General features: G+C 37.3%; 33 protein-coding genes. All 33 read left to right on the top strand.

Annotated features, from left to right (window positions below; translation table 11 throughout):
- Positions 1-140: 140 nt before the first annotated feature.
- The 33 genes from rpsL to rpsK all read left to right on the top strand — a co-directional run bounded on the left by rpsL (position 141) and on the right by rpsK (position 18,994).
- A complete protein-coding gene (gene rpsL, locus ACLTBU_RS03145; protein WP_177670688.1) occupies positions 141-557 on the top strand; it encodes a 30S ribosomal protein S12 in 417 nt (138 codons plus the stop codon).
- Between the two features lie 153 nt (positions 558-710).
- A complete protein-coding gene (gene rpsG, locus ACLTBU_RS03140) occupies positions 711-1,181 on the top strand; it encodes a 30S ribosomal protein S7 (protein ID WP_177670690.1) in 471 nt (156 codons plus the stop codon).
- 27 nt (positions 1,182-1,208) lie between these two features.
- The gene (gene fusA / locus ACLTBU_RS03135) at positions 1,209-3,293 is read left to right on the top strand and encodes an elongation factor G (protein WP_177670692.1); all 2,085 of its coding nucleotides are present in this window, start codon (positions 1,209-1,211) and stop codon (positions 3,291-3,293) included.
- 106 nt (positions 3,294-3,399) lie between these two features.
- Complete coding sequence (gene tuf / locus ACLTBU_RS03130) at positions 3,400-4,593, top strand: elongation factor Tu (RefSeq protein WP_177670694.1); 1,194 nt, start codon at positions 3,400-3,402, stop codon at positions 4,591-4,593.
- Positions 4,594-5,440: 847 nt separating this feature from the next.
- The gene (gene rpsJ / locus ACLTBU_RS03125; protein ID WP_053983227.1) at positions 5,441-5,749 is read left to right on the top strand and encodes a 30S ribosomal protein S10; all 309 of its coding nucleotides are present in this window, start codon (positions 5,441-5,443) and stop codon (positions 5,747-5,749) included.
- Between the two features lie 92 nt (positions 5,750-5,841).
- Positions 5,842-6,471: a 50S ribosomal protein L3 gene (rplC, locus tag ACLTBU_RS03120; RefSeq protein WP_177670695.1), complete on the top strand. Its 630-nt coding sequence runs from the start codon at positions 5,842-5,844 to the stop codon at positions 6,469-6,471.
- A gap of 26 nt (positions 6,472-6,497) precedes the next feature.
- The gene (gene rplD / locus ACLTBU_RS03115; protein WP_177670697.1) at positions 6,498-7,145 is read left to right on the top strand and encodes a 50S ribosomal protein L4; all 648 of its coding nucleotides are present in this window, start codon (positions 6,498-6,500) and stop codon (positions 7,143-7,145) included.
- Positions 7,145-7,444, top strand: coding sequence for a 50S ribosomal protein L23 (gene rplW, locus ACLTBU_RS03110; protein WP_177670699.1), 300 nt, complete (start codon positions 7,145-7,147; stop codon positions 7,442-7,444). The genes rplD and rplW overlap by 1 nt, the downstream gene beginning before the upstream one ends.
- 65 nt (positions 7,445-7,509) lie before the next feature.
- The gene (gene rplB, locus ACLTBU_RS03105; RefSeq protein ID WP_177670701.1) at positions 7,510-8,340 is read left to right on the top strand and encodes a 50S ribosomal protein L2; all 831 of its coding nucleotides are present in this window, start codon (positions 7,510-7,512) and stop codon (positions 8,338-8,340) included.
- Between the two features lie 29 nt (positions 8,341-8,369).
- Positions 8,370-8,654: a 30S ribosomal protein S19 gene (rpsS, locus tag ACLTBU_RS03100; RefSeq protein ID WP_177670703.1), complete on the top strand. Its 285-nt coding sequence runs from the start codon at positions 8,370-8,372 to the stop codon at positions 8,652-8,654.
- 27 nt (positions 8,655-8,681) lie between these two features.
- Positions 8,682-9,068, top strand: a complete 387-nt coding sequence (gene rplV, locus ACLTBU_RS03095; protein ID WP_177670705.1) for a 50S ribosomal protein L22 — start codon at positions 8,682-8,684, stop codon at positions 9,066-9,068.
- An 11-nt stretch (positions 9,069-9,079) separates the two neighbouring features.
- Entirely contained in the window at positions 9,080-9,739 is a 660-nt protein-coding gene (rpsC, locus tag ACLTBU_RS03090) for a 30S ribosomal protein S3 (RefSeq protein WP_177670707.1), read from the top strand.
- A complete protein-coding gene (gene rplP, locus ACLTBU_RS03085; RefSeq protein ID WP_177670708.1) occupies positions 9,739-10,179 on the top strand; it encodes a 50S ribosomal protein L16 in 441 nt (146 codons plus the stop codon). Before rpsC ends, rplP begins: the two co-directional genes overlap by 1 nt.
- A complete protein-coding gene (gene rpmC / locus ACLTBU_RS03080; RefSeq protein WP_249332643.1) occupies positions 10,169-10,372 on the top strand; it encodes a 50S ribosomal protein L29 in 204 nt (67 codons plus the stop codon). The genes rplP and rpmC overlap by 11 nt, the downstream gene beginning before the upstream one ends.
- Before the next feature lie 18 nt (positions 10,373-10,390).
- Positions 10,391-10,648 carry a 30S ribosomal protein S17 gene (gene rpsQ, locus ACLTBU_RS03075; RefSeq protein ID WP_177670710.1) on the top strand — a complete coding sequence of 86 codons (258 nt, stop codon included), beginning with the start codon at positions 10,391-10,393 and terminating at the stop codon, positions 10,646-10,648.
- A 31-nt stretch (positions 10,649-10,679) separates the two neighbouring features.
- The gene (gene rplN, locus ACLTBU_RS03070; RefSeq protein ID WP_177670712.1) at positions 10,680-11,048 is read left to right on the top strand and encodes a 50S ribosomal protein L14; all 369 of its coding nucleotides are present in this window, start codon (positions 10,680-10,682) and stop codon (positions 11,046-11,048) included.
- A gap of 13 nt (positions 11,049-11,061) precedes the next feature.
- Positions 11,062-11,373 carry a 50S ribosomal protein L24 gene (rplX, locus tag ACLTBU_RS03065; RefSeq protein ID WP_177670714.1) on the top strand — a complete coding sequence of 104 codons (312 nt, stop codon included), beginning with the start codon at positions 11,062-11,064 and terminating at the stop codon, positions 11,371-11,373.
- A 24-nt stretch (positions 11,374-11,397) separates the two neighbouring features.
- The gene (gene rplE, locus ACLTBU_RS03060) at positions 11,398-11,937 is read left to right on the top strand and encodes a 50S ribosomal protein L5 (RefSeq protein WP_177670716.1); all 540 of its coding nucleotides are present in this window, start codon (positions 11,398-11,400) and stop codon (positions 11,935-11,937) included.
- Positions 11,938-11,949: 12 nt separating this feature from the next.
- Complete coding sequence (locus tag ACLTBU_RS03055; RefSeq protein WP_177670718.1) at positions 11,950-12,135, top strand: type Z 30S ribosomal protein S14; 186 nt, start codon at positions 11,950-11,952, stop codon at positions 12,133-12,135.
- A gap of 23 nt (positions 12,136-12,158) precedes the next feature.
- On the top strand, positions 12,159-12,560 hold the full coding sequence (rpsH, locus tag ACLTBU_RS03050; protein ID WP_412217492.1) for a 30S ribosomal protein S8: 402 nt from the start codon (positions 12,159-12,161) through the stop codon (positions 12,558-12,560).
- Between the two features lie 29 nt (positions 12,561-12,589).
- Positions 12,590-13,129: a 50S ribosomal protein L6 gene (gene rplF / locus ACLTBU_RS03045; protein ID WP_249332642.1), complete on the top strand. Its 540-nt coding sequence runs from the start codon at positions 12,590-12,592 to the stop codon at positions 13,127-13,129.
- 19 nt (positions 13,130-13,148) lie between these two features.
- The gene (rplR, locus tag ACLTBU_RS03040; RefSeq protein ID WP_177670725.1) at positions 13,149-13,511 is read left to right on the top strand and encodes a 50S ribosomal protein L18; all 363 of its coding nucleotides are present in this window, start codon (positions 13,149-13,151) and stop codon (positions 13,509-13,511) included.
- Between the two features lie 17 nt (positions 13,512-13,528).
- Complete coding sequence (rpsE, locus tag ACLTBU_RS03035; protein ID WP_177670727.1) at positions 13,529-14,041, top strand: 30S ribosomal protein S5; 513 nt, start codon at positions 13,529-13,531, stop codon at positions 14,039-14,041.
- A 12-nt stretch (positions 14,042-14,053) separates the two neighbouring features.
- A complete protein-coding gene (rpmD, locus tag ACLTBU_RS03030; protein WP_177670729.1) occupies positions 14,054-14,239 on the top strand; it encodes a 50S ribosomal protein L30 in 186 nt (61 codons plus the stop codon).
- A 30-nt stretch (positions 14,240-14,269) separates the two neighbouring features.
- Positions 14,270-14,710 carry a 50S ribosomal protein L15 gene (gene rplO, locus ACLTBU_RS03025; RefSeq protein WP_177670731.1) on the top strand — a complete coding sequence of 147 codons (441 nt, stop codon included), beginning with the start codon at positions 14,270-14,272 and terminating at the stop codon, positions 14,708-14,710.
- A 1-nt stretch (position 14,711) separates the two neighbouring features.
- Entirely contained in the window at positions 14,712-15,968 is a 1,257-nt protein-coding gene (gene secY, locus ACLTBU_RS03020; RefSeq protein ID WP_177670733.1) for a preprotein translocase subunit SecY, read from the top strand.
- 24 nt (positions 15,969-15,992) lie between these two features.
- Positions 15,993-16,640, top strand: coding sequence for an adenylate kinase (locus tag ACLTBU_RS03015; protein ID WP_177670735.1), 648 nt, complete (start codon positions 15,993-15,995; stop codon positions 16,638-16,640).
- 1 nt (position 16,641) lies between these two features.
- Positions 16,642-17,412, top strand: a complete 771-nt coding sequence (gene map, locus ACLTBU_RS03010) for a type I methionyl aminopeptidase (protein ID WP_249332639.1) — start codon at positions 16,642-16,644, stop codon at positions 17,410-17,412.
- Positions 17,409-17,684 carry a KOW domain-containing RNA-binding protein gene (locus ACLTBU_RS03005; RefSeq protein WP_249332638.1) on the top strand — a complete coding sequence of 92 codons (276 nt, stop codon included), beginning with the start codon at positions 17,409-17,411 and terminating at the stop codon, positions 17,682-17,684. The genes map and ACLTBU_RS03005 overlap by 4 nt, the downstream gene beginning before the upstream one ends.
- A 14-nt stretch (positions 17,685-17,698) precedes the next feature.
- Entirely contained in the window at positions 17,699-17,917 is a 219-nt protein-coding gene (infA, locus tag ACLTBU_RS03000; protein ID WP_177670739.1) for a translation initiation factor IF-1, read from the top strand.
- 26 nt (positions 17,918-17,943) lie between these two features.
- Positions 17,944-18,057, top strand: a complete 114-nt coding sequence (gene rpmJ / locus ACLTBU_RS02995; protein WP_010167328.1) for a 50S ribosomal protein L36 — start codon at positions 17,944-17,946, stop codon at positions 18,055-18,057.
- Positions 18,058-18,193: 136 nt separating this feature from the next.
- Entirely contained in the window at positions 18,194-18,562 is a 369-nt protein-coding gene (gene rpsM, locus ACLTBU_RS02990) for a 30S ribosomal protein S13 (RefSeq protein ID WP_177670741.1), read from the top strand.
- A gap of 24 nt (positions 18,563-18,586) precedes the next feature.
- The gene (gene rpsK, locus ACLTBU_RS02985) at positions 18,587-18,994 is read left to right on the top strand and encodes a 30S ribosomal protein S11 (RefSeq protein ID WP_053983255.1); all 408 of its coding nucleotides are present in this window, start codon (positions 18,587-18,589) and stop codon (positions 18,992-18,994) included.
- The last annotated feature ends 18 nt before the right edge of the window (positions 18,995-19,012 follow it).

Here is a 19,012-nt window from a genome sequence, read left to right as displayed (position 1 = left end):
CTAAGGCGGCTTTTTTATTCCAAAAAATTTCAACCTTGACATTTGCATTGTAGAATGATAAAATCGTTCAGTGTGTGATATATTCCACAGTACAAACTGCAATAAGCAGTAATTATTCATTTAAGCGAGGAGGTGCCAGAATGCCTACATTTAATCAGTTAGTACGTAAAGGCAGAAAATCAATCGAGAAAAAATCTACTGCACCAGCGTTACAAAAAGGGTTCAACTCTTTACAAAAACGCGCTACAGATATCTCAGCTCCACAAAAAAGAGGTGTTTGTACAGCAGTAAAAACAGCTACACCTAAAAAACCTAACTCTGCTCTTCGTAAGATTGCCAGAGTACGTCTTACAAACGGGATCGAAGTAACAGCTTACATTCCAGGTGAAGGACACAACTTACAAGAACATAGCGTTGTTCTTATCCGTGGTGGTAGAGTAAAAGACTTACCAGGTACACGTTACCATATCGTACGTGGTACTTTAGATACAGCTGGTGTTGCTAAAAGAAACCAAGCTCGTTCTAAATACGGTGCAAAAAAACCAAAACAAAAATAATTTCAAGATAAGTGCTTAAACTTATCGGTGCCCGCTTATGAATATAAACTGCTAGAGAGCGTTTAATATAGATGAGATTAGGGCACGCACGATCCCCCAAAGGGGGGACGAGTACCGATGATTTATCACAATATTAGTTAAGGAGGGAAGACCGTGCCACGTAAAGGACATGTTGCAAAAAGAGACGTATTAGCAGATCCATTATACAACAGCAAGCTTGTTACTAAACTTATTAATAACATCATGCTTGATGGTAAAAGAGGAACTGCACAAAAAATCGTATATGGTGCGTTTGACATCATTGCAGAAAAAACAGGTAGAGATGCTTTAGAGGTTTTCCAAGAAGCTTTAGAAAACATCATGCCAGTATTAGAAGTAAAAGCACGCCGCGTAGGGGGTGCTACTTACCAAGTACCTATGGAAGTTCGTCCAGAAAGACGTCAAACATTAGGACTTCGTTGGTTAACAACTTACACACGTAACCGTGGTGAGAGAACAACAACAGAAGCATTAGCTGCTGAAATCTTAGATGCACTTAATAATACAGGTGGATCAGTTAAGAAAAAAGAAGATACACACAAAATGGCAGAAGCAAACAAAGCATTTGCTCATTACAGATTCTAGGTTTTATAACCTTAAGGAGGCATTACCTTGGCAGGAAGAGAATATCCACTTGAGCGTACCAGAAATATTGGTATCATGGCTCATATCGACGCTGGTAAAACAACTCTTACAGAACGTATCCTTTTCTATACAGGTAGAAATCACAAGATTGGTGAAAGCCATGAAGGTACAGCTACTATGGACTGGATGGAACAAGAGCAAGAACGTGGTATCACTATCACATCTGCTGCAACAACTTGTTTCTGGAATAACAACCGTATCAACATCATTGATACTCCTGGGCACGTAGACTTCACAGTTGAAGTTGAACGTTCACTTCGTGTACTTGATGCTGCTATCGGTGTATTCTGTGCTAAAGGTGGGGTTGAACCACAATCAGAGACTGTTTGGCGTCAAGCTGACAAATATCACGTACCACGTATGGCGTTCGTTAACAAAATGGACATCATGGGAGCTGATTTCTACAATGCAGTAAGCATGATGAGATCACGTCTTGGTGCAAATGCTGTTCCAATGCAATTACCAATTGGTGCAGAAGATGATTTCGTTGGGATCATCGACTTATTAGAAAATAAAGCTTATATCTACAAAGATGACTTAGGTAAAGACATCGAATGTACAGATATTCCAGCTGATATGGCTGATAAAGCTGAAGAATATAGAGCTGCAGCAATCGAAGCTATTTGTGAAACAGATGAAGAGCTTATGATGAAATACTTCGAGGGTGAAGAAATCACTCTTGATGAATTAAAAGCTGCACTTCGTAATGCGGTAATCAATGTACAAATCATTCCTGTATTCTGTGGTACAGCTTACAGAAATAAAGGTGTTCAAAGATTACTTGATGCTGTAGTAGCATACATGCCAGCACCAACAGATATCCCAGCTATCAAAGGTATTAACCCTGATACTGGTGAAGAAATGGAGAAACATTCTTCTGATGAAGAGCCATTTGCTGCTCTTGCATTCAAAATTATGACTGACCCATTCGTTGGTAAACTTGCATTCTTCCGTGTATACTCAGGTACACTTGATTCAGGTTCATATGTATACAACTCAGTAAAAGGTAAAAAAGAGCGTGTAGGCCGTATCGTACAGATGCATGCTAACGCACGTCAAGATATCGACAGAGTATACTCAGGAGATATCGCTGCTGCTGTAGGTCTTAAAGGAACTACAACAGGGGATACACTTTGTGATGAAGATCATCCAGTTATCCTTGAGTCAATGGAATTCCCAGAGCCAGTTATCTCTGTTGCCATTGAACCAAAAACAAAAGCAGGTCAAGAAAAAATGGGTATTGCTCTTGCAAAACTTGCAGAGGAAGATCCAACATTCAAAACTTACACAGATACTGATACAGGACAAACAATCATCGCTGGTATGGGTGAACTTCACCTTGAAATCATCGTTGACCGTCTACTTCGTGAATTCAAAGTAGAAGCTAACGTTGGTGCACCACAAGTAGCATACAAAGAAACTCTTGCTTCTGATGTTGATATTGATTCTAAATTCGTTCGTCAGTCTGGTGGTAGTGGACAATACGGTCACTGTAAAGTTCGATTCACAAGACTTGATCCTAACTCTGAACATACTTACGAATTCGTAAACTCAGTAGTTGGTGGATCAATTCCTAAAGAATACATCCCAGCTGTTGACAAAGGTATCCAAGAAGCACTTTCAAGTGGTCCTCTTGCAGGTTACCCAGTACTTGGTATCAAAGCGGATTGTTATGATGGTTCATACCATGATGTCGATTCATCAGAAATGGCATTCAAAGTTGCAGGTTCTCTTGCAGTTAAAGATGCTATGAAAAAAGCTGGTGGATTACTTCTTGAACCAATCATGAAAGTAATCGTAACTGTTCCAGATGATTACATGGGTGATGTTATTGGTAACATTAACTCACGTCGTGGTCGTATGGAAGGTATGGAAGCTAGAAATGGTGCTCAAGAAATTAGAGCTTACGTTCCACTTTCAGAAATGTTTGGATATGCTACAGATCTTCGTTCAAGAACTCAAGGTCGTGGTAACTACTCAATGGAATTTGATCACTACGAACAATGTCCAAAAAATATCCAAGATAAAGTTATTGCTGACAGAAAAGCATAATTTTATACAAGATTTACCTTTGCAGCTACTTGCAAAGTAGCTGCAAATTAAATATAATGAAACTAATCTGAGTAAAACTCAGCCAAATAAAAGGAGGAAATTCAAAATGGCTAAAGCTAAATTTGAAAGAAGTAAGCCACACGTTAACATCGGTACAATCGGACACGTTGACCATGGTAAAACAACTTTAACAGCTGCAATCACAAAAACTCTTCATGAAAGATATGGCTTCGGTGAAGCTGTAGACTTCGCGAACATTGATAAAGCTCCAGAAGAAAGAGAACGTGGTATCACAATCTCTACTGCTCACGTTGAGTACGAAACTCCAGCTCGTCACTACGCACACGTTGACTGTCCAGGACATGCTGACTACGTTAAAAACATGATCACTGGTGCTGCTCAAATGGATGGTACAATCCTTGTATGTGCTGCTACAGACGGTCCTATGGCTCAAACTCGTGAACATATCTTATTATCACGCCAAGTTGGTGTACCATACATCGTTGTTTTCTTAAACAAATGTGATATGGTAGATGACGAAGAATTATTAGAATTAGTTGAAATGGAAATTCGTGAATTATTAAATGAATACGAATTCCCAGGCGATGACACACCAGTTATCCGTGGTTCAGCTCTTCAAGCTCTTAACGATCCAATGGGTCCATGGGGAGATAAAATCGTTGAATTATTCGAAATCATCGATGAATACATCCCAACTCCAGAACGTGACGTTGACAAACCATTCCTTATGCCAGTAGAAGACGTATTCTCAATCACAGGTCGTGGTACAGTTGCTACAGGTAGAGTAGAATCAGGTGTTCTTAAAGTTCAAGACGAAATCGAAATCGTTGGTATCCAAGAAGAAACTCGTAAAGTTGTTTGTACAGGAGTAGAAATGTTCCGTAAACTTCTTGAACAAGCTGAAGCTGGTGATAACATCGGTGCACTTCTTCGTGGTGTTCAAAGAACAGATATCGAACGTGGTCAAGTACTTTGTAAACCAGGTTCAATTACACCTCATAAAAAATTCAAAGCTCAAGTATACGTTCTTAAAAAAGAAGAAGGTGGCCGTCATAAACCATTCTTCTCAAACTACAGACCTCAGTTCTACTTCCGTACAACTGACGTAACAGGTGTAATCACATTACCAGAAGGTACAGAAATGTGCATGCCTGGCGATAACGTTGAAATGACAATCGAGTTAATTCACCCAATCGCTATGGCTCAAGGTTTACGTTTCGCTATCCGTGAAGGTGGACGTACAGTTGGTTCTGGTGCTGTTGCATCAATCATCGAATAATTTATACCTTGAGTATAAAAAGCACATCCCTAGGGATGTGCTTTTTTAATATCTATTTTTATTTATATTTCATATTCGCCTATAATGTCTATAAAGCTTATAAAGGAAATGTGTTGGATTGAAGTATAGAGCGATAGGAGTAGGTTAAGAGATAAATCAGCTGTAAATTGTTCTATAAGTTATTTTATAAGTTGCTAATAGGATATTATAGAGATCTTTTTTAGTGAAGATTTAAAAGTGTGATTTATATTAATAGTCTTTATAAAAGGGAATTTCTTCTATATGAAGAAAGGGAAATGAATTGTACTAATAGAGGATAGAGTTAAAGGGCATTCCCCTTGAAGAAGAGTTAAGAAGAAGAAGAGAGCCAATACTAAACGAGTTGTATCATCTGTAAAGGATAATATGTAATAGACACTTTAAGTGTCTAATAAGAATAAGAAAATTACCAGATGATTACACTTTAAAAATCTAAAATAAGTACTATAATATACAGTATGACTCGCAAAAAAGTAGTCTGAACAAGTTGGAAAAAATTATCTTATAAAAAAACAAAAAAAACCTTGTAATACCAAAAAATATCATGTATAATCAACTTGTTGTGACATTGAGAACGATGATCCAGAAGGTTGTTGCTTAGTAATAAGCAGATTTCTGAGGAGCGAATGTCCGGTTCATGAAACCAGACGACAAGTCACTGTATCATTTATATTAGGTCGACAAATTTATAAGTATGTAGGGGTTATCTCTATGTGCAAAAATAAGTTTGTGAAACACCTGGATGAGTGTACAGTCACCACTAGTCGTGCTGCTTCAAATAAAGTACGAAAAGGAGGGGACTTTTTTTATGGCAAGCCCAAAAATCCGTATCACATTAAAAGCTTATGATCACAAATTAATCGATCAAACTGCAGCGCAAATCGTTGATATTGCGAAAAAAACTGGAGCTACAGTAAGTGGACCAATCCCACTTCCAACTAAAAAGGAAGTAGTAACAATCTTACGTGCGGTACACAAATATAAAGACTCTAGAGAGCAGTTCGAAATGAGAACTCATAAGAGATTAATCGACGTAGAAGCTACACCAAAAACTGGTGATGCATTAATGCGTCTTGACTTACCAGCTGGTGTTGATATCAAAGTTGACGCTAGATAGTAAGTAAGAAACACACACTAGGACGGTTATTAATCGTCTAGTATGATTACCCTAAGTTGGTAATCCGCTGTAGATATTAGGAGGTGTAAAGGATGAAAAAAGCAATTTTAGCTAAAAAAATTGGTATGACACAAATTTTTGATGAAGCTAACAACTTAATCCCAGTTACAGTATTAGAAGCTGGTCCATGTACAGTAGTACAAAAGAAAACAGTTGAAAACGATGGATACGAAGCGATCCAAGTAGGTTTCATCGATGCTAAAGAAAAACAACTTATTAAACCAGAAAAAGGTCACTTTGCAAAAGCTGGTGTTACTGCTAAAAAACACTTAAAAGAATTCCGTTTAGAAGATACTGCTGCTTACGAAGTAGGCGCTGAAATCAAAGCTGACGTATTCGTAGCTGGTGACAAAATTGACGTTGTAGGTATCTCTAAAGGTAAAGGTTACCAAGGCGCAATTAAAAAGTATGGTCAAAGTCGTGGACCAATGGGTCACGGTTCTAAATCACACAGAGTTGCAGGTTCTATGGGAGCTGCTACAAGCCCAGGTCGTGTAATGAAAGGTAAAGGTCTTCCATCACATATGGGTAGCGTTCAAATTACAGTTCAAAACCTTGAAGTTGTAAGAGTAGATGCAGATAAAAACTTAATCCTTGTAAAAGGAGCTGTTCCAGGTTCAAAAGGAACAATCATCACAATCAAAGACAGCGTTAAAGCTTAAGGCTGCTTGAGAAAGGAGGAACAAAGATGGCAAACGTATCTGTTTTAAATATGAACGGACAACAAGTTGGTGAAGTTGAATTAAAAGATTCAATCTTTGCTGTAGATGTAAAAGAAAATTTAGTTCACTCTGCTGTATTAGCATACCTTGCTAACAGAAGACAAGGAACTCAAAGTGCTAAAACACGTGCTGAAGTACGTGGCGGTGGTAGAAAACCATGGAAACAAAAAGGTACAGGTAGAGCTAGACAAGGTTCTATTCGTTCACCACAATGGACAGGTGGTGGGGTAGTATTTGCTCCAAAACCACGTGATTACTCATTCAAAATGAACAGAACAGAAAAATTACTTGCTCTTAAATCAGCTCTTACAACAAGAGTAAATGAAAGCAAATTTATCGTATTAGATGAATTAACATTAGCTGAAGCTAAGACTAAAGCAATGGTAAATGTATTAAATGCATTAAACCTTAACAAAGCTTTAATCGTAACTGAAGATAAAGTATCTGAAGGTAGAGCTACAGATAATAGTAAAAACGTTATGTTAGCAGCTCGTAACATCCAAAATGTTAAAACTGCAAACGTAAACAACATTAACGTATACGACATCTTAAAATACGATACAGTTGTAGTAACAAAAGAAGCATTAGCTAAAATTGAGGAGGTGTACGCATAATGGCAGATTTAAAATTTTATGACGTCATTTTAAAACCAGTCGTTACTGAAAAAAGTATGAACGATATGGCAGAAAAGAAATATACATTCCTAGTACACCCAACTGCTACAAAATCTCAAGTTAAAGATGCAGTAGAAAAAATGTTTGACGGCGTTAAAGTAGACAAAGTAAACACTATGAATTACGATGGAAAAACAAAACGTCGTGGAAGAACAGTTGGAAAAACTAACAAATACAAAAAAGCAATCGTAAAACTTACAGAAGCAAGTAAAGACATTGACTTTTTCCAAGGAATGTAGTTAAATAGAAAAAGATGAAACACACGGCTATGTGTAACGTAAACGATTGAAAGGAGTGAAACAGTATGGGTATCAAAAAGTACAGACCTTATACCCCTTCTAGAAGACATATGACTTCTTCAACATTTGAAGAAATCACTAAAACAACTCCTGAGAAATCTTTAATTGTAACATTAAAGAAAAATTCAGGGAGAAACAACCAAGGTAAAATCACTGTTCGTCACCGTGGTGGCGGTTACAAGTTAAAATACAGAGTAATCGACTTCAAACGTAATAAAGATGGCATTCCAGCTACAGTAGTAGGTGTTGAATACGATCCAAACAGAACAGCAAACATCGCATTACTTAGCTATGCAGATGGTGAAAAACGCTACATTTTAGCTCCTCTTGGATTACAAGTTGGACAAAAAGTAATGAGCGGTGAAACAGCAGAGATCCGTGTAGGTAATGCTCTTAGAATGAGAGATATTCCAGTGGGTCAAACAATCCATAACATTGAAATGAAACCAGGTAAAGGTGGACAATTAGTTCGTTCTGCTGGTATGTCAGCTCAACTTATGGCTAAAGAAGGTAAATACGCAACAGTTAAACTTCCATCAGGAGAAATGCGTTTATTACCAATCGATTGTAAAGCTACAATTGGACAAGTTGGTAACATTGATCACGAACTTATCACAATTGGTAAAGCTGGACGTAAACGTCACATGGGTATCCGCCCAACAGTTCGTGGTTCTGTAATGAACCCTAACGATCACCCTCATGGTGGTGGGGAAGGTAGATCTCCAATTGGACGTCCAAATCCATGTACTCCTTGGGGTAAACCTGCTCTTGGATACAAAACAAGAAAGAAAAACAAACATTCAAATAAATATATTGTACGTTCACGTAATAAATAAATTTAAGTATTTGAAAGGAGGCATCTATAATGGCTCGTTCAGTTAAAAAAGGACCATTCGCAGATCAACACTTACTTAAAAAAATCGATGCAATGAATGCTGCAGATGAGAAAAAAGTAATTAAATCTTGGTCACGTCGTTCAACAATCTTCCCAACAATGGTAGGACATACAATTGCCCTTCATGATGGTAGAAAACATGTTCCTGTATTCATTACAGAAGATATGGTAGGACACAAACTTGGTGAATTCGCGTTAACAAGAACTTACCGTGGACATGGTAAAGACGCAGAGAAAAAATCAAGAGTTCGCTAATAAATAATATCGGAAGGAGGTCTTACGATGGCAAAAGGACATAGAACCCAGATAAAAAGAGAAAGAAATCAAAATAACGATAGAAGACCAAGCGCTAAAGTAACATTCGTACGTGTTTCTAGCACAAAAGCTAAAATCGTGCTTGATCAAATCAAAGGTAAAGACGTGCAAACAGCACTCGCTATCTTAGCATACACTCCAAGATATGCTGCTGATGTTATCGAAAAAGTATTAAAATCAGCTATCGCTAATGCAGAGCACAACAATTCTATGGATGTAAGCAAATTATTTGTTGAAGAAGCATACGCAACACAAGGACCAACACTTAAAAGAATCCGTCCTCGTGCTCAAGGCCGTGCTTACAGAATCGACAAACAAACAAGCCACATTACAGTGGTATTAAATGAGAGATAAGGAGGTTAGGTATGGGCCAAAAAGTAAATCCTCATGGATTAAGAGTAGGCGTTATTAAAGACTGGAGCGCAAAATGGTACGCTGATAAAACAGACTTTGCTAACTACCTAGTAGAAGATAACAAAATTAGAAATTATATCAAAAAGAAACTTTACAGTGCTGGCATCGATAAAATTGATATCGAAAGAATGTCAAAACGTGTAAGAGTTCATGTTCACACATCAAAACCAGGTATTGTAATTGGTAAAGGTGGAGCATCTATCGATGCACTTCGTAAAGAAGTAGAGAAACTTACAACTGCAAAAGTTTCTATCAACATCGTTGAAGTTAAACGTCCAGAAACTTCTGCTCAATTAACAGCAGAAAACATTGCACTTCAATTAGAAAACCGTGTATCTTTCCGTAGAGCTATGAAACAATCTATCGGTAAAGCTCAAAAATTCGGTGTTAAAGGTATTAAAGTTGCATGTTCAGGCCGTTTAGGTGGTGCTGAAATGGCACGTACAGAACAATATTCAGAAGGTACAATTCCACTTCAAACATTAAGAGCTGATATTGAGTATGGATTTGCTGAAGCAGATACAACATACGGTAAAATCGGTGTTAAAGTATGGATGTATAAAGGAGAAGTACTTCCTCAAAAAGCTAAAAAGGAAGGGAGCGATAACTAATGTTAATGCCTAAAAGAGTTAAACGTCGTAAACAGTTCCGTGGACGTATGAAAGGCCAAGCTACCCGTGGAAATAAAATCACTTACGGTGAATACGGTATTGTTGCTTTAGAGCCAAGCTGGGTTACATCAAACCAAATCGAAGCTGCCCGTATCGCGATGACACGTTACATCAAACGTGGTGGTAAAGTATGGATCAAAATCTTCCCAGATAAACCAGTAACAGCTAAACCAGCTGAAACACGCATGGGTTCTGGTAAAGGTTCTCCAGAGTACTGGGTAGCAGTAGTTAAACCAGGACGCGTTATGTTCGAATTATCAGGTGTAGCAGAAGAAATAGCAAGAGAAGCGTTAAGACTTGCAGTTCACAAATTACCTATGAAATGTAAGATCGTATCTCGTGCTGAACAAGAAATGGCAGGTGATGGTAGTGAAAACTAAAGCATTCTTAGAAGATTTAAGAGCAAAATCAGCTGAAGAATTAAATATCGAATTGGTGAATGCGAAAAAAGAACTTTTCAACTTAAGATTCCAAAACGCTACCAACCAATTAGATAATACAGCAAGAATCAAAGAAGTAAGAAAAAATATTGCGCGTATTCAAACTATTATTACACAAAAACAAGCAGTGTAATAGAGAGGAGGAGAAATCGTGGCAGAAAGAAATTTACGTAAAACATTAGTAGGTAACGTAGTTAGCAACAAAATGGACAAAACAATTACTGTTGCCGTAGTTAACAATGTAAAACATCCTCTTTACGGTAAAATCATCAAAAAAACATACAAACTTCATGCACATGATGAAAACAATGAATGTGAAATCGGTGACCGTGTAAGAGTTATGGAAACAAGACCTTTATCCAAGTCAAAACGTTTTAGACTTGTTGAAATCGTAGAAAAAGTAAAATAGTATTAGTAATCTTGAAAGGAGGGCACTTCTCATGATCCAACAAGAAAGTAGATTAAGAGTAGCAGATAATACAGGAGCTAAAGAAATCCTTTGCATCCGTGTGTTAGGTGGCTCTACAAGAAGATATGCAAGTGTTGGCGACATTATTGTAGCTACTGTTAAAGATGCAACACCAGGCGGCGTTGTTAAAAAAGGTGACGTTGTAAAAGCTGTTGTAGTTCGTACTGTAAAAGAAATTAGAAGACCAGATGGATCTTACATTAAATTTGATGAAAACGCTGCTGTTATCATCAAAGAAGATAAAAACCCAAGAGGAACTCGTATTTTCGGACCAGTTGCGAGAGAATTAAGAGATAAGAAATTTACAAAAATCTTATCACTTGCTCCAGAAGTTCTATAAGGAGGTGTAAGACGTGAAAACTAAATTAAGAAAAGGCGATAGAGTAATCGTTATTGCTGGTAAAGACAAAGGTAAAGAAGGCAATATTACTTTCATTGATCGTAAACATGGACGCGTTTTAGTTGATGGTGTTAACCAAGGGTTCAAACATCAAAAACCTAACGCTATGGGTCAAGGTGGACGTGTTGAAAAAGAATTCCCAATTCATATTTCAAACGTTGCGTACTCTTTAAACGGAGCTCCTGCTCGTTTAGGTGTAGAAATTAAAGATGACAAAAAAGTTCGTGTAGCAATTACTAAAAACGGTCGTACAGTAATTGACTAATTGGCGAAAGGAGGACGTTAGACAATGAGTAGATTAAAAGATATTTACAATGAACAAATCATCGATGCAATGGTAGAAAAGTTTGGTTACAAAAATAAACTTCAAGCTCCAAAAATCGAAAAAATCGTTATCAACATGGGTGTTGGTGAAGCGAAAGATAATGCTAAAGTATTAGAAAACGCTATCGGAGATATGGAAAAAATCTCTGGTCAAAAACCAGTTGTAACTAGAGCTAAAAAATCTGTTGCTGCTTTCAAACTTCGTGAAGGTATGCCAATCGGATGTAAAGTAACTCTTCGTGGAGAAAAAATGTATGAATTCCTTGATCGTTTAGTGAATTTAGCACTTCCACGCGTACGTGACTTCCGTGGGGTAGATGCTACAGCTTTCGATGGCCGTGGTAACTACGCTTTAGGTCTTAAAGAACAAATCATTTTCCCAGAGATCGAGTACGATAAAATCGATAAAGTTCGTGGTATGGACGTAATTATTGTTACGACAGCACACACAGATGAAGAATCTCGTGAGCTTCTTAGACAATTCGGAATGCCATTCCAAAAATAAGGAGGGTTCAAAATGGCAAAAACATCTATGAAAGTAAAGCAAGCTAGACCTGCTAAATTTTCAACACAAGCATATAGTAGATGCCGTATTTGTGGACGTCCACATGCATACATTAGAAAATTTGGTATTTGTCGTATTTGCTTTAGAGAATTAGCATATAAAGGTCAAATCCCAGGCGTTAAAAAAGCAAGCTGGTAATACCAGAAAGGAGGTAACTAAAAATGATGATGAGCGATCCAATTGCAGATATGTTAACAAGAATCAGAAACGCGAATGTTGCAAAACATGATACAGTAGAAGTTCCTGCTTCTAAAATGAAAAAAGCGATTGCTGAGATCTTATTAAATGAAGGATACATCAAAGCTTTCGATGTAACAGCTGACGGTGTTAAAGAAAATATCCGTATCACTCTTAAATACGGTAAAGATAAAAACGAAAAAGTTATTTCAGGAATTAAAAGAATTTCTAAACCAGGTCTTCGTGTATACGCAGATACAGAAAACCTTCCAAAAGTTTTAGGTGGTCTTGGTACAGCAATTATTTCTACAAACAAAGGTGTAATTGCAGACAGAGATGCTAGAAAACTTGGTGTTGGTGGAGAAGTTATAGCATTTATTTGGTAATAACAGCAAAAGTTTAAGGAGGTGCGAGCATGTCACGTATTGGTAGACTACCAATTACTGTTCCAGCAGGCGTAACTATTACTGTTAGTGAAGCTAATGTAGTAGAAGTTAAGGGACCAAAAGGAACATTAACAAAAGCATTCGATAGTGCAATGAACATTGCACTTGAAGAAAATCAAGTGGTTGTAACAAGACCAAATGATTTAAAAAGAAATAGAGCTCTTCACGGTTTAACTAGAACACTTATTGCGAACATGATCGAAGGTGTAACAAATGGTTACGCTAAAGTATTAGAAATCAATGGTGTTGGTTACAGAGCACAAAAACAAGGTAAAAAATTAGTTCTTTCATTAGGTTACTCTCACCCAGTAGAAATGGAAGATCCAGAAGGTATCACAACAACAGTTGATGGTAACAGAATCACAGTTGCTGGTATCAATAAAGAACAAGTAGGCCAATTTGCTGCTGATATCCGTTCTAAACGTGAACCAGAACCTTACAAAGGTAAAGGTATTAAATACGTTGATGAAGTAATCAGACGTAAAGTAGGTAAAACAGGTAAAAAATAATAGCAAAGGGGTGAATTAAATGATCAATAAACAATCACGTAGTAAAGTTCGTGTTCAAAAACATAGAAGACTTCGTAACAAGATTCAAGGTACAGCTCAAAGACCAAGACTTGCAGTTTTCAGAAGTGAAAAACACATCTATGCTCAAATTATTGATGACGTAAAAGCTGTAACATTAGTATCAGCATCTACAGTTCAAAAAGATCTTGGTATTAAAGTTGGTTCTAACGTAGAAGCAGCAGCAGCTGTTGGTACTGCAATTGCTAAAAAAGCACTTGCTAACGGTATTGAAGAAGTAGTATTTGACCGTGGTGGTTTCTTATATCATGGTAGAGTAAAAGCATTAGCAGACGCAGCTCGTGAAGCTGGGTTACAATTCTAGTAAAGGAGGGACAGACGGTGGCTAAAAAACTCAATATTAATCCAAATACTTTGGAATTAAAAGAAAAAGTTGTTACTATTAAACGTGTAACAAAAGTAGTTAAAGGTGGTCGTACATTCCGTTTCTCTGCTTTAGTAGTAGTAGGAGATGGAAACGGACACGTAGGTGTAGGTTTAGGTAAAGCTATGGAAATTCCTGATGCAATCAGAAAAGGAATTGAAGATGCTAAGAAAAACCTTATCTTCGTAGAAAGAAACGATGCAGATAGTATCTACCATGAATTTGTAGGTACATTCGGTAGTGCAAACGTTCTTCTTAAACCAGCTAAAGAAGGTACTGGAGTTATCGCAGGTGGTCCAGCTCGTGCTGTACTTGAACTTGCAGGTATCCGTAACATCAGAACTAAATCTTTAGGTTCAAATAACAAGAAAAACGTTGTTCACGCAACAATCGAAGGTCTTGCAGCATTAAAAACTCCAGCAGAAGTTGCTAAACTTCGTGGAAAAACTGTTGAAGAGCTTCTAGGATAGGAGGAATAGTCAGTGGCTAATTTAAAAGTAACTTTAGTAAGATCCACAATCGGGGCAATTCCAAAACATAAAAAAACTATCGAAGCGCTCGGATTAAGAAAAACAAATAGTTCAAACATTCACCAAGATAACGCAGCTATCCGTGGTATGGTTGAACAAGTTAAACATTTAGTTAAAGTTGAAGAAATCAACGAATAATTGTAGATTTAGCAAAAGGAGGTGCGACGCATGAATTTAAGCTCATTAAGACCAGCTGAAGGTTCAAAAAGAGACTCTTTCCGTACAGGTAGAGGTCATGGTTCAGGTAACGGTAAAACAGCCGGTAAAGGACATAAAGGACAAAAAGCAAGAAGTGGTGGCGGTGTAAGACCAGGTTTTGAAGGGGGACAAATGCCTCTTTACAGAAGACTTCCAAAACGTGGTTTCACAAATCGTAACAGCAAAGATATCGTAGGTATCAATGTTGATATGTTAAACCGTTTCGAAGATGGAGCTGTTGTTACAGTAGACGCTATGGTTGAAGCAGGTATTGTTAAAAACACTAGAGATGGTGTTAAAATCCTTGCTAAAGGCGATCTTACTAAAAAATTAACAGTACAAGCAAATGCATTTAGTGCAGGTGCAATCGAAAAAATTGAAGCTGTGGGTGGAAAAGCAGAGGTGATGTAGGTTGTTTAAGACTCTTAAAAATGCATGGAGTGTACCAGAACTGCGAAAAAAGATAATTTTTACCCTATGGATGTTTGCCTTAATTAGAATAGGAGCTCATATTCCTGTTCCAGGCATCAATCCGGATGCTGTACAGCAAATGTTAGGAGCGAATTCTAACAACATGTTAGGACTTATGAATGCAATCACAGGTGGTGCATTCAGCCAAATGGCACTTTTTGCCTTTGGTGTAGGTCCTTACATCACAGCGTCAATCATTATCCAACTCCTCACTATCGCTATTACTAGACTAGAAGAGATATCAAAAGAAGGCGAAGATGGACGTAAAAAAATCAACAAGTATACTAGATATTTAACATTAGTAATTGCCATGATGCAATCAGGTGCAACAACACTTATGTTATATAGAAGTAATGTATTAGTTGAAAAAAGCGTAATAGTATTTGCCCTTGCATTTATTTCATTTATTGCAGGCTCTATGTTAGTAATGTGGATAGGTGAACAGATCACACAAAAAGGTATTGGAAATGGTATTTCATTAATTATCTTTATTAATATCGTATCTAGACTTCCACAAGCAGCTACAAGCCTACTAGCATATGATAATTATGTAAAAGTTGCTATTCTATTATTATTATTTATTGTTATTATTGGTTTCACTGTGGCTATGTCACTTGGTGAAAGAAGAATTTCAGTTCAATATGCAAAACGTGTAGCAGGTAGAAAGGTATATGGTGGTCAATCACAAAATATACCAATCAAAGTAAATTTAGCTGGTGTACTTCCAGTTATCTTTGCAATGTCACTTATCCAATTCCCTGAGATTATAACAGGTTTATTTGTTAAAAATCCAAGTGAATTCTGGACTAATGCTATTGAGTGGCTTAGATGGACTCATCCATTTGGAGGAACACTTTATGTCATTTTAATCTTTGCATTTGCATTCTTCTATTCAACAATAGCATTTAATCCAATAGATATAGCATCTAACCTCAAAAAAGGTGGTGGTTTTATCCCAGGTATTAGACCAGGAAAACCAACATCTGACTACCTTTCAAAGGTTGCAACACACATTACATTAATGGGAGCAATATTCTTAGCAATATTAGCTTTAACTCCTCTCTTACTTGGTGCTATCTTTGGTATGCCAATTCAGTTTGGAGGAACATCATTACTTATCGTAGTTGGTGTTGCACTTGAAACAATTAAGCAATTAGAATCACAAATGCTAATGCGCCATTATAAAGGATTTCTATAAGAATTAGATTAGGGGGTTGCCGTAATGAGATTAATATTATTAGGTGCACCTGGAGCAGGTAAAGGCACACAAGCAGAAATGCTTATGAAACTATACAATATACCAACGATCTCAACAGGAAATATTTTTAGAGAACATATTTCTAAAAATACTCAGTTAGGTCAAGAAGCAAAAAAATACATGGATGAAGGCAAATTGGTACCAGATGAGCTCGTAATTGAACTTGTCAAAGATCGTATAGTTCAAGAAGATTGTGATAATGGCATGATCATGGATGGTTTCCCAAGAACTATACCACAAGCAGAAGCATTCGATGCTATGCTTAAAGAGATCAATAGACCAATTGATGCAGTAGTTGATGTAGAAGTACCAGACGAAGCGATCATTGAGCGTATGGCTGGTAGAACTGTTTGTCCTAGCTGCGGCGCTTCTTATCACAAATTATTCAAAGTAGAAACAGTACCAGGTATTTGTAATGAATGTTCTACTCATCTTGTTCAAAGAGAAGATGATAAAGAAGATACAGTTAAGAAAAGATTAGAAGTTTATCATGCACAAACTAAACCTCTTATCAATCATTACGAAGCGCAAGGGAAAGTCCTTGTAATTGACGGTGTTGGTACAGTAGAAGAAGTTAGTGCAAGGGTAAAGAAAGCATTAGGAGTGAACTAAAATGCCAATTCCCATTAAATCCGACGCGGAAATTAAGTTAATGCAAGAGTCAGCTCAAATACTCATTGAGGCACATGAACTGGTGGCAAAGCATATTAGACCCGGTGTAACAACAAAAGAATTAGACCAGGTGGCTTATAAGTTCATAACAAGTAAACACGCTATACCTTCTTTTAAAGGTTACTGTGGTTACCCAGCATCAGCGTGTATATCCATTAATGAGGAAGTTGTACATGGTATTCCAGGTGCAAGGAAAATCAAACAAGGCGACATAGTAAGTGTTGATCTTGGGGTATACTATAAAGGATACCATTCTGATGCAGCTAGAACGTATCCAGTCGGAGATGTATCACCTGATGTTTTGAAGCTAATTGAAGTTACAAAGCAGTGTTTCTTTGAAGGACTAAAATATGCAAAAGCTGGCAATCATTTAGGACAAATATCCCAAGCTATCGAGGACTATGCAAAATCCTTCGGATATGGTGTAGTACGCGATTTAGTGGGTCATGGAATTGGGAAAGAATTACATGAGGAGCCACAGGTACCTAACTATAAGGCACCTGGGCGCGGTGTAAAACTTGAAAAAGGCATGGCACTGGCTATTGAACCTATGATTAACTTAGGAACATGTCAAGTAAGATGTTTAGACGATGATTGGACTTTTGTCACTAGAGATGGACTGCCATCTGCGCATTATGAAAATACTATAGTAATTACAGATGATGAGCCACTCATTTTAACGCTCAGATCGGAAGAAGAGGGCGAGAAATGATTGGAATGTTAGAAGTAGGTCAAATAGTGTTTTCAAAAAGCGGAAGAGACAAAGGCAGATCTTTTATAGTGGTTAGTGTAGAAGAAGAATATGTGTACCTTGCTGATGGAGATTTGCGTAAAGTAGAGAACCCAAAACGTAAGAAAAATAAACATATTCAAAGAACCAATGATGTTATCGATTGGATCAAACAAAAAATAATCGAAGAAAACGTATCAAATGCGGATATCCGTAAGGGGATTAAAGAGTATTTGATAAAGACTTCTATATAGAGGAGGTTTGTAACTTGGCAAAAGGTGATGTTTTTGAAGTAGAGGGAACAGTGATAGAAAAGTTACCAAATGCGATGTTTCAAGTAGAGATTGAAGGCGGACATAAGATCTTAGCTCATATCTCAGGTAAACTTCGTATGAATTTTATCCGTGTTTTACCGGGTGATAAAGTAACTGTGGAACTTTCTCCATATGATTTAACCAAGGGACGAATTATTTGGCGTTCTAAATAAATGGTAAACGGAAAGGAGAGCAGAAAATGAAAGTACGCCCATCTGTTAAAAAGATATGTGAAAAATGTAAAGTAATCAAAAGAAAAGGCCGTGTTTGCGTTATCTGTGAAAATCCAAAACACAAACAAAAACAAGGTTAATGCTTTACAAATGCATTGATTTATGTCACAAAATCATATATAATATGATTTTGTGAGTTAACTAAAAAGCGGCTGCGGCATTTCATGGTAAAATGCTGTATTATATATATATCAACCAATAGGAGGTGCAATCTGAATGGCACGTATTGCAGGTGTAGACTTACCAAAAAATAAACGTGTTGAAATTGGTCTTACTTATATCTATGGTATAGGTCGTCCAAGTTCTCGTAGAATCCTTACAGAAGCAGGTATCAATCCAGATACACGCGTTAAGGACTTAACTGATGATGAAGCTAACAAAATCCGCGAAATCATCGAGAAAACTCAAATGGTTGAAGGTGACCTTCGTCGTGAAATCGCCCTTAACATTAAACGATTAATGGAAATCGGATGCTATAGAGGAATTCGTCATAGACGTGGCCTTCCAGTAAGAGGACAAAAAACTAAAACGAATGCTCGTACACGTAAAGGTCCTAAGAAAACAGTAGCTAATAAGAAAAAATAGTTAAATAAAGGAGGTTAAGATCTCATGGCAGCAGCAAAAAAAGCGGCAAAAAAGGGTACAACTCGTAGACGTCGTGATAGAAAACATGTAGAACGTGGTATGGCTCATATCCAATCTACTTTCAATAATACAATGGTTACATTAACTGATACAAACGGCAATGCTCTTTCATGGGCAAGTGCAGGTGGCCTTGGTTTCAGAGGTTCTAGAAAATCAACTCCATATGCAGCTCAAATGGCAGCTGAAACAGCAGCTAAAGCAGCAATGGAACACGGTTTAAAATCAGTTGAAGTAATGGTAAAAGGTCCAGGATCCGGACGTGAAGCAGCTATTCGTGCGCTTCAAGCAGCTGGTTTAGAAGTAACATTAATTAAAGATGTAACTCCTGTACCACATAACGGATGTCGTCCACCAAAACGTAGAAGAGTGTAATAGGAGGTGTAAATAGAA

Origin of the sequence: Zhenhengia sp. (assembly GCF_046966505.1) — a bacterium.
Classification (GTDB): domain Bacteria; phylum Bacillota; class Clostridia; order Lachnospirales; family Cellulosilyticaceae; genus Zhenhengia; species Zhenhengia yiwuensis.
This window is presented reverse-complemented; position numbering and strand designations above follow the sequence as displayed.

Excerpts from the sequence above, each read along its gene's own strand:
- rplO (WP_177670731.1), top strand. The coding sequence starts at position 14,270 with ATGAATTTAAGCTCATTAAGACCAGCTGAAGGTTCAAAAAGAGACTCT.
- rpsH (WP_412217492.1), top strand. The coding sequence starts at position 12,159 with ATGATGATGAGCGATCCAATTGCAGATATGTTAACAAGAATCAGAAAC.
- rplD (WP_177670697.1), top strand. The coding sequence starts at position 6,498 with ATGGCAAACGTATCTGTTTTAAATATGAACGGACAACAAGTTGGTGAA.
- rplF (WP_249332642.1), top strand. The coding sequence starts at position 12,590 with ATGTCACGTATTGGTAGACTACCAATTACTGTTCCAGCAGGCGTAACT.
- rpsL (WP_177670688.1), top strand. The coding sequence starts at position 141 with ATGCCTACATTTAATCAGTTAGTACGTAAAGGCAGAAAATCAATCGAG.
- rplV (WP_177670705.1), top strand. The coding sequence starts at position 8,682 with ATGGCAAAAGGACATAGAACCCAGATAAAAAGAGAAAGAAATCAAAAT.
- rpsM (WP_177670741.1), top strand. The coding sequence starts at position 18,194 with ATGGCACGTATTGCAGGTGTAGACTTACCAAAAAATAAACGTGTTGAA.
- ACLTBU_RS03005 (WP_249332638.1), top strand. The coding sequence starts at position 17,409 with ATGATTGGAATGTTAGAAGTAGGTCAAATAGTGTTTTCAAAAAGCGGA.
- rplB (WP_177670701.1), top strand. The coding sequence starts at position 7,510 with ATGGGTATCAAAAAGTACAGACCTTATACCCCTTCTAGAAGACATATG.
- ACLTBU_RS03015 (WP_177670735.1), top strand. The coding sequence starts at position 15,993 with ATGAGATTAATATTATTAGGTGCACCTGGAGCAGGTAAAGGCACACAA.
- rplP (WP_177670708.1), top strand. The coding sequence starts at position 9,739 with ATGTTAATGCCTAAAAGAGTTAAACGTCGTAAACAGTTCCGTGGACGT.
- rplR (WP_177670725.1), top strand. The coding sequence starts at position 13,149 with ATGATCAATAAACAATCACGTAGTAAAGTTCGTGTTCAAAAACATAGA.
- rpsK (WP_053983255.1), top strand. The coding sequence starts at position 18,587 with ATGGCAGCAGCAAAAAAAGCGGCAAAAAAGGGTACAACTCGTAGACGT.
- rplW (WP_177670699.1), top strand. The coding sequence starts at position 7,145 with ATGGCAGATTTAAAATTTTATGACGTCATTTTAAAACCAGTCGTTACT.
- rplN (WP_177670712.1), top strand. The coding sequence starts at position 10,680 with ATGATCCAACAAGAAAGTAGATTAAGAGTAGCAGATAATACAGGAGCT.
- rpsS (WP_177670703.1), top strand. The coding sequence starts at position 8,370 with ATGGCTCGTTCAGTTAAAAAAGGACCATTCGCAGATCAACACTTACTT.
- rpsC (WP_177670707.1), top strand. The coding sequence starts at position 9,080 with ATGGGCCAAAAAGTAAATCCTCATGGATTAAGAGTAGGCGTTATTAAA.
- rplC (WP_177670695.1), top strand. The coding sequence starts at position 5,842 with ATGAAAAAAGCAATTTTAGCTAAAAAAATTGGTATGACACAAATTTTT.
- rpsJ (WP_053983227.1), top strand. The coding sequence starts at position 5,441 with ATGGCAAGCCCAAAAATCCGTATCACATTAAAAGCTTATGATCACAAA.
- map (WP_249332639.1), top strand. The coding sequence starts at position 16,642 with ATGCCAATTCCCATTAAATCCGACGCGGAAATTAAGTTAATGCAAGAG.
- rpmJ (WP_010167328.1), top strand. The coding sequence starts at position 17,944 with ATGAAAGTACGCCCATCTGTTAAAAAGATATGTGAAAAATGTAAAGTA.
- ACLTBU_RS03055 (WP_177670718.1), top strand. The coding sequence starts at position 11,950 with ATGGCAAAAACATCTATGAAAGTAAAGCAAGCTAGACCTGCTAAATTT.
- rplE (WP_177670716.1), top strand. The coding sequence starts at position 11,398 with ATGAGTAGATTAAAAGATATTTACAATGAACAAATCATCGATGCAATG.
- tuf (WP_177670694.1), top strand. The coding sequence starts at position 3,400 with ATGGCTAAAGCTAAATTTGAAAGAAGTAAGCCACACGTTAACATCGGT.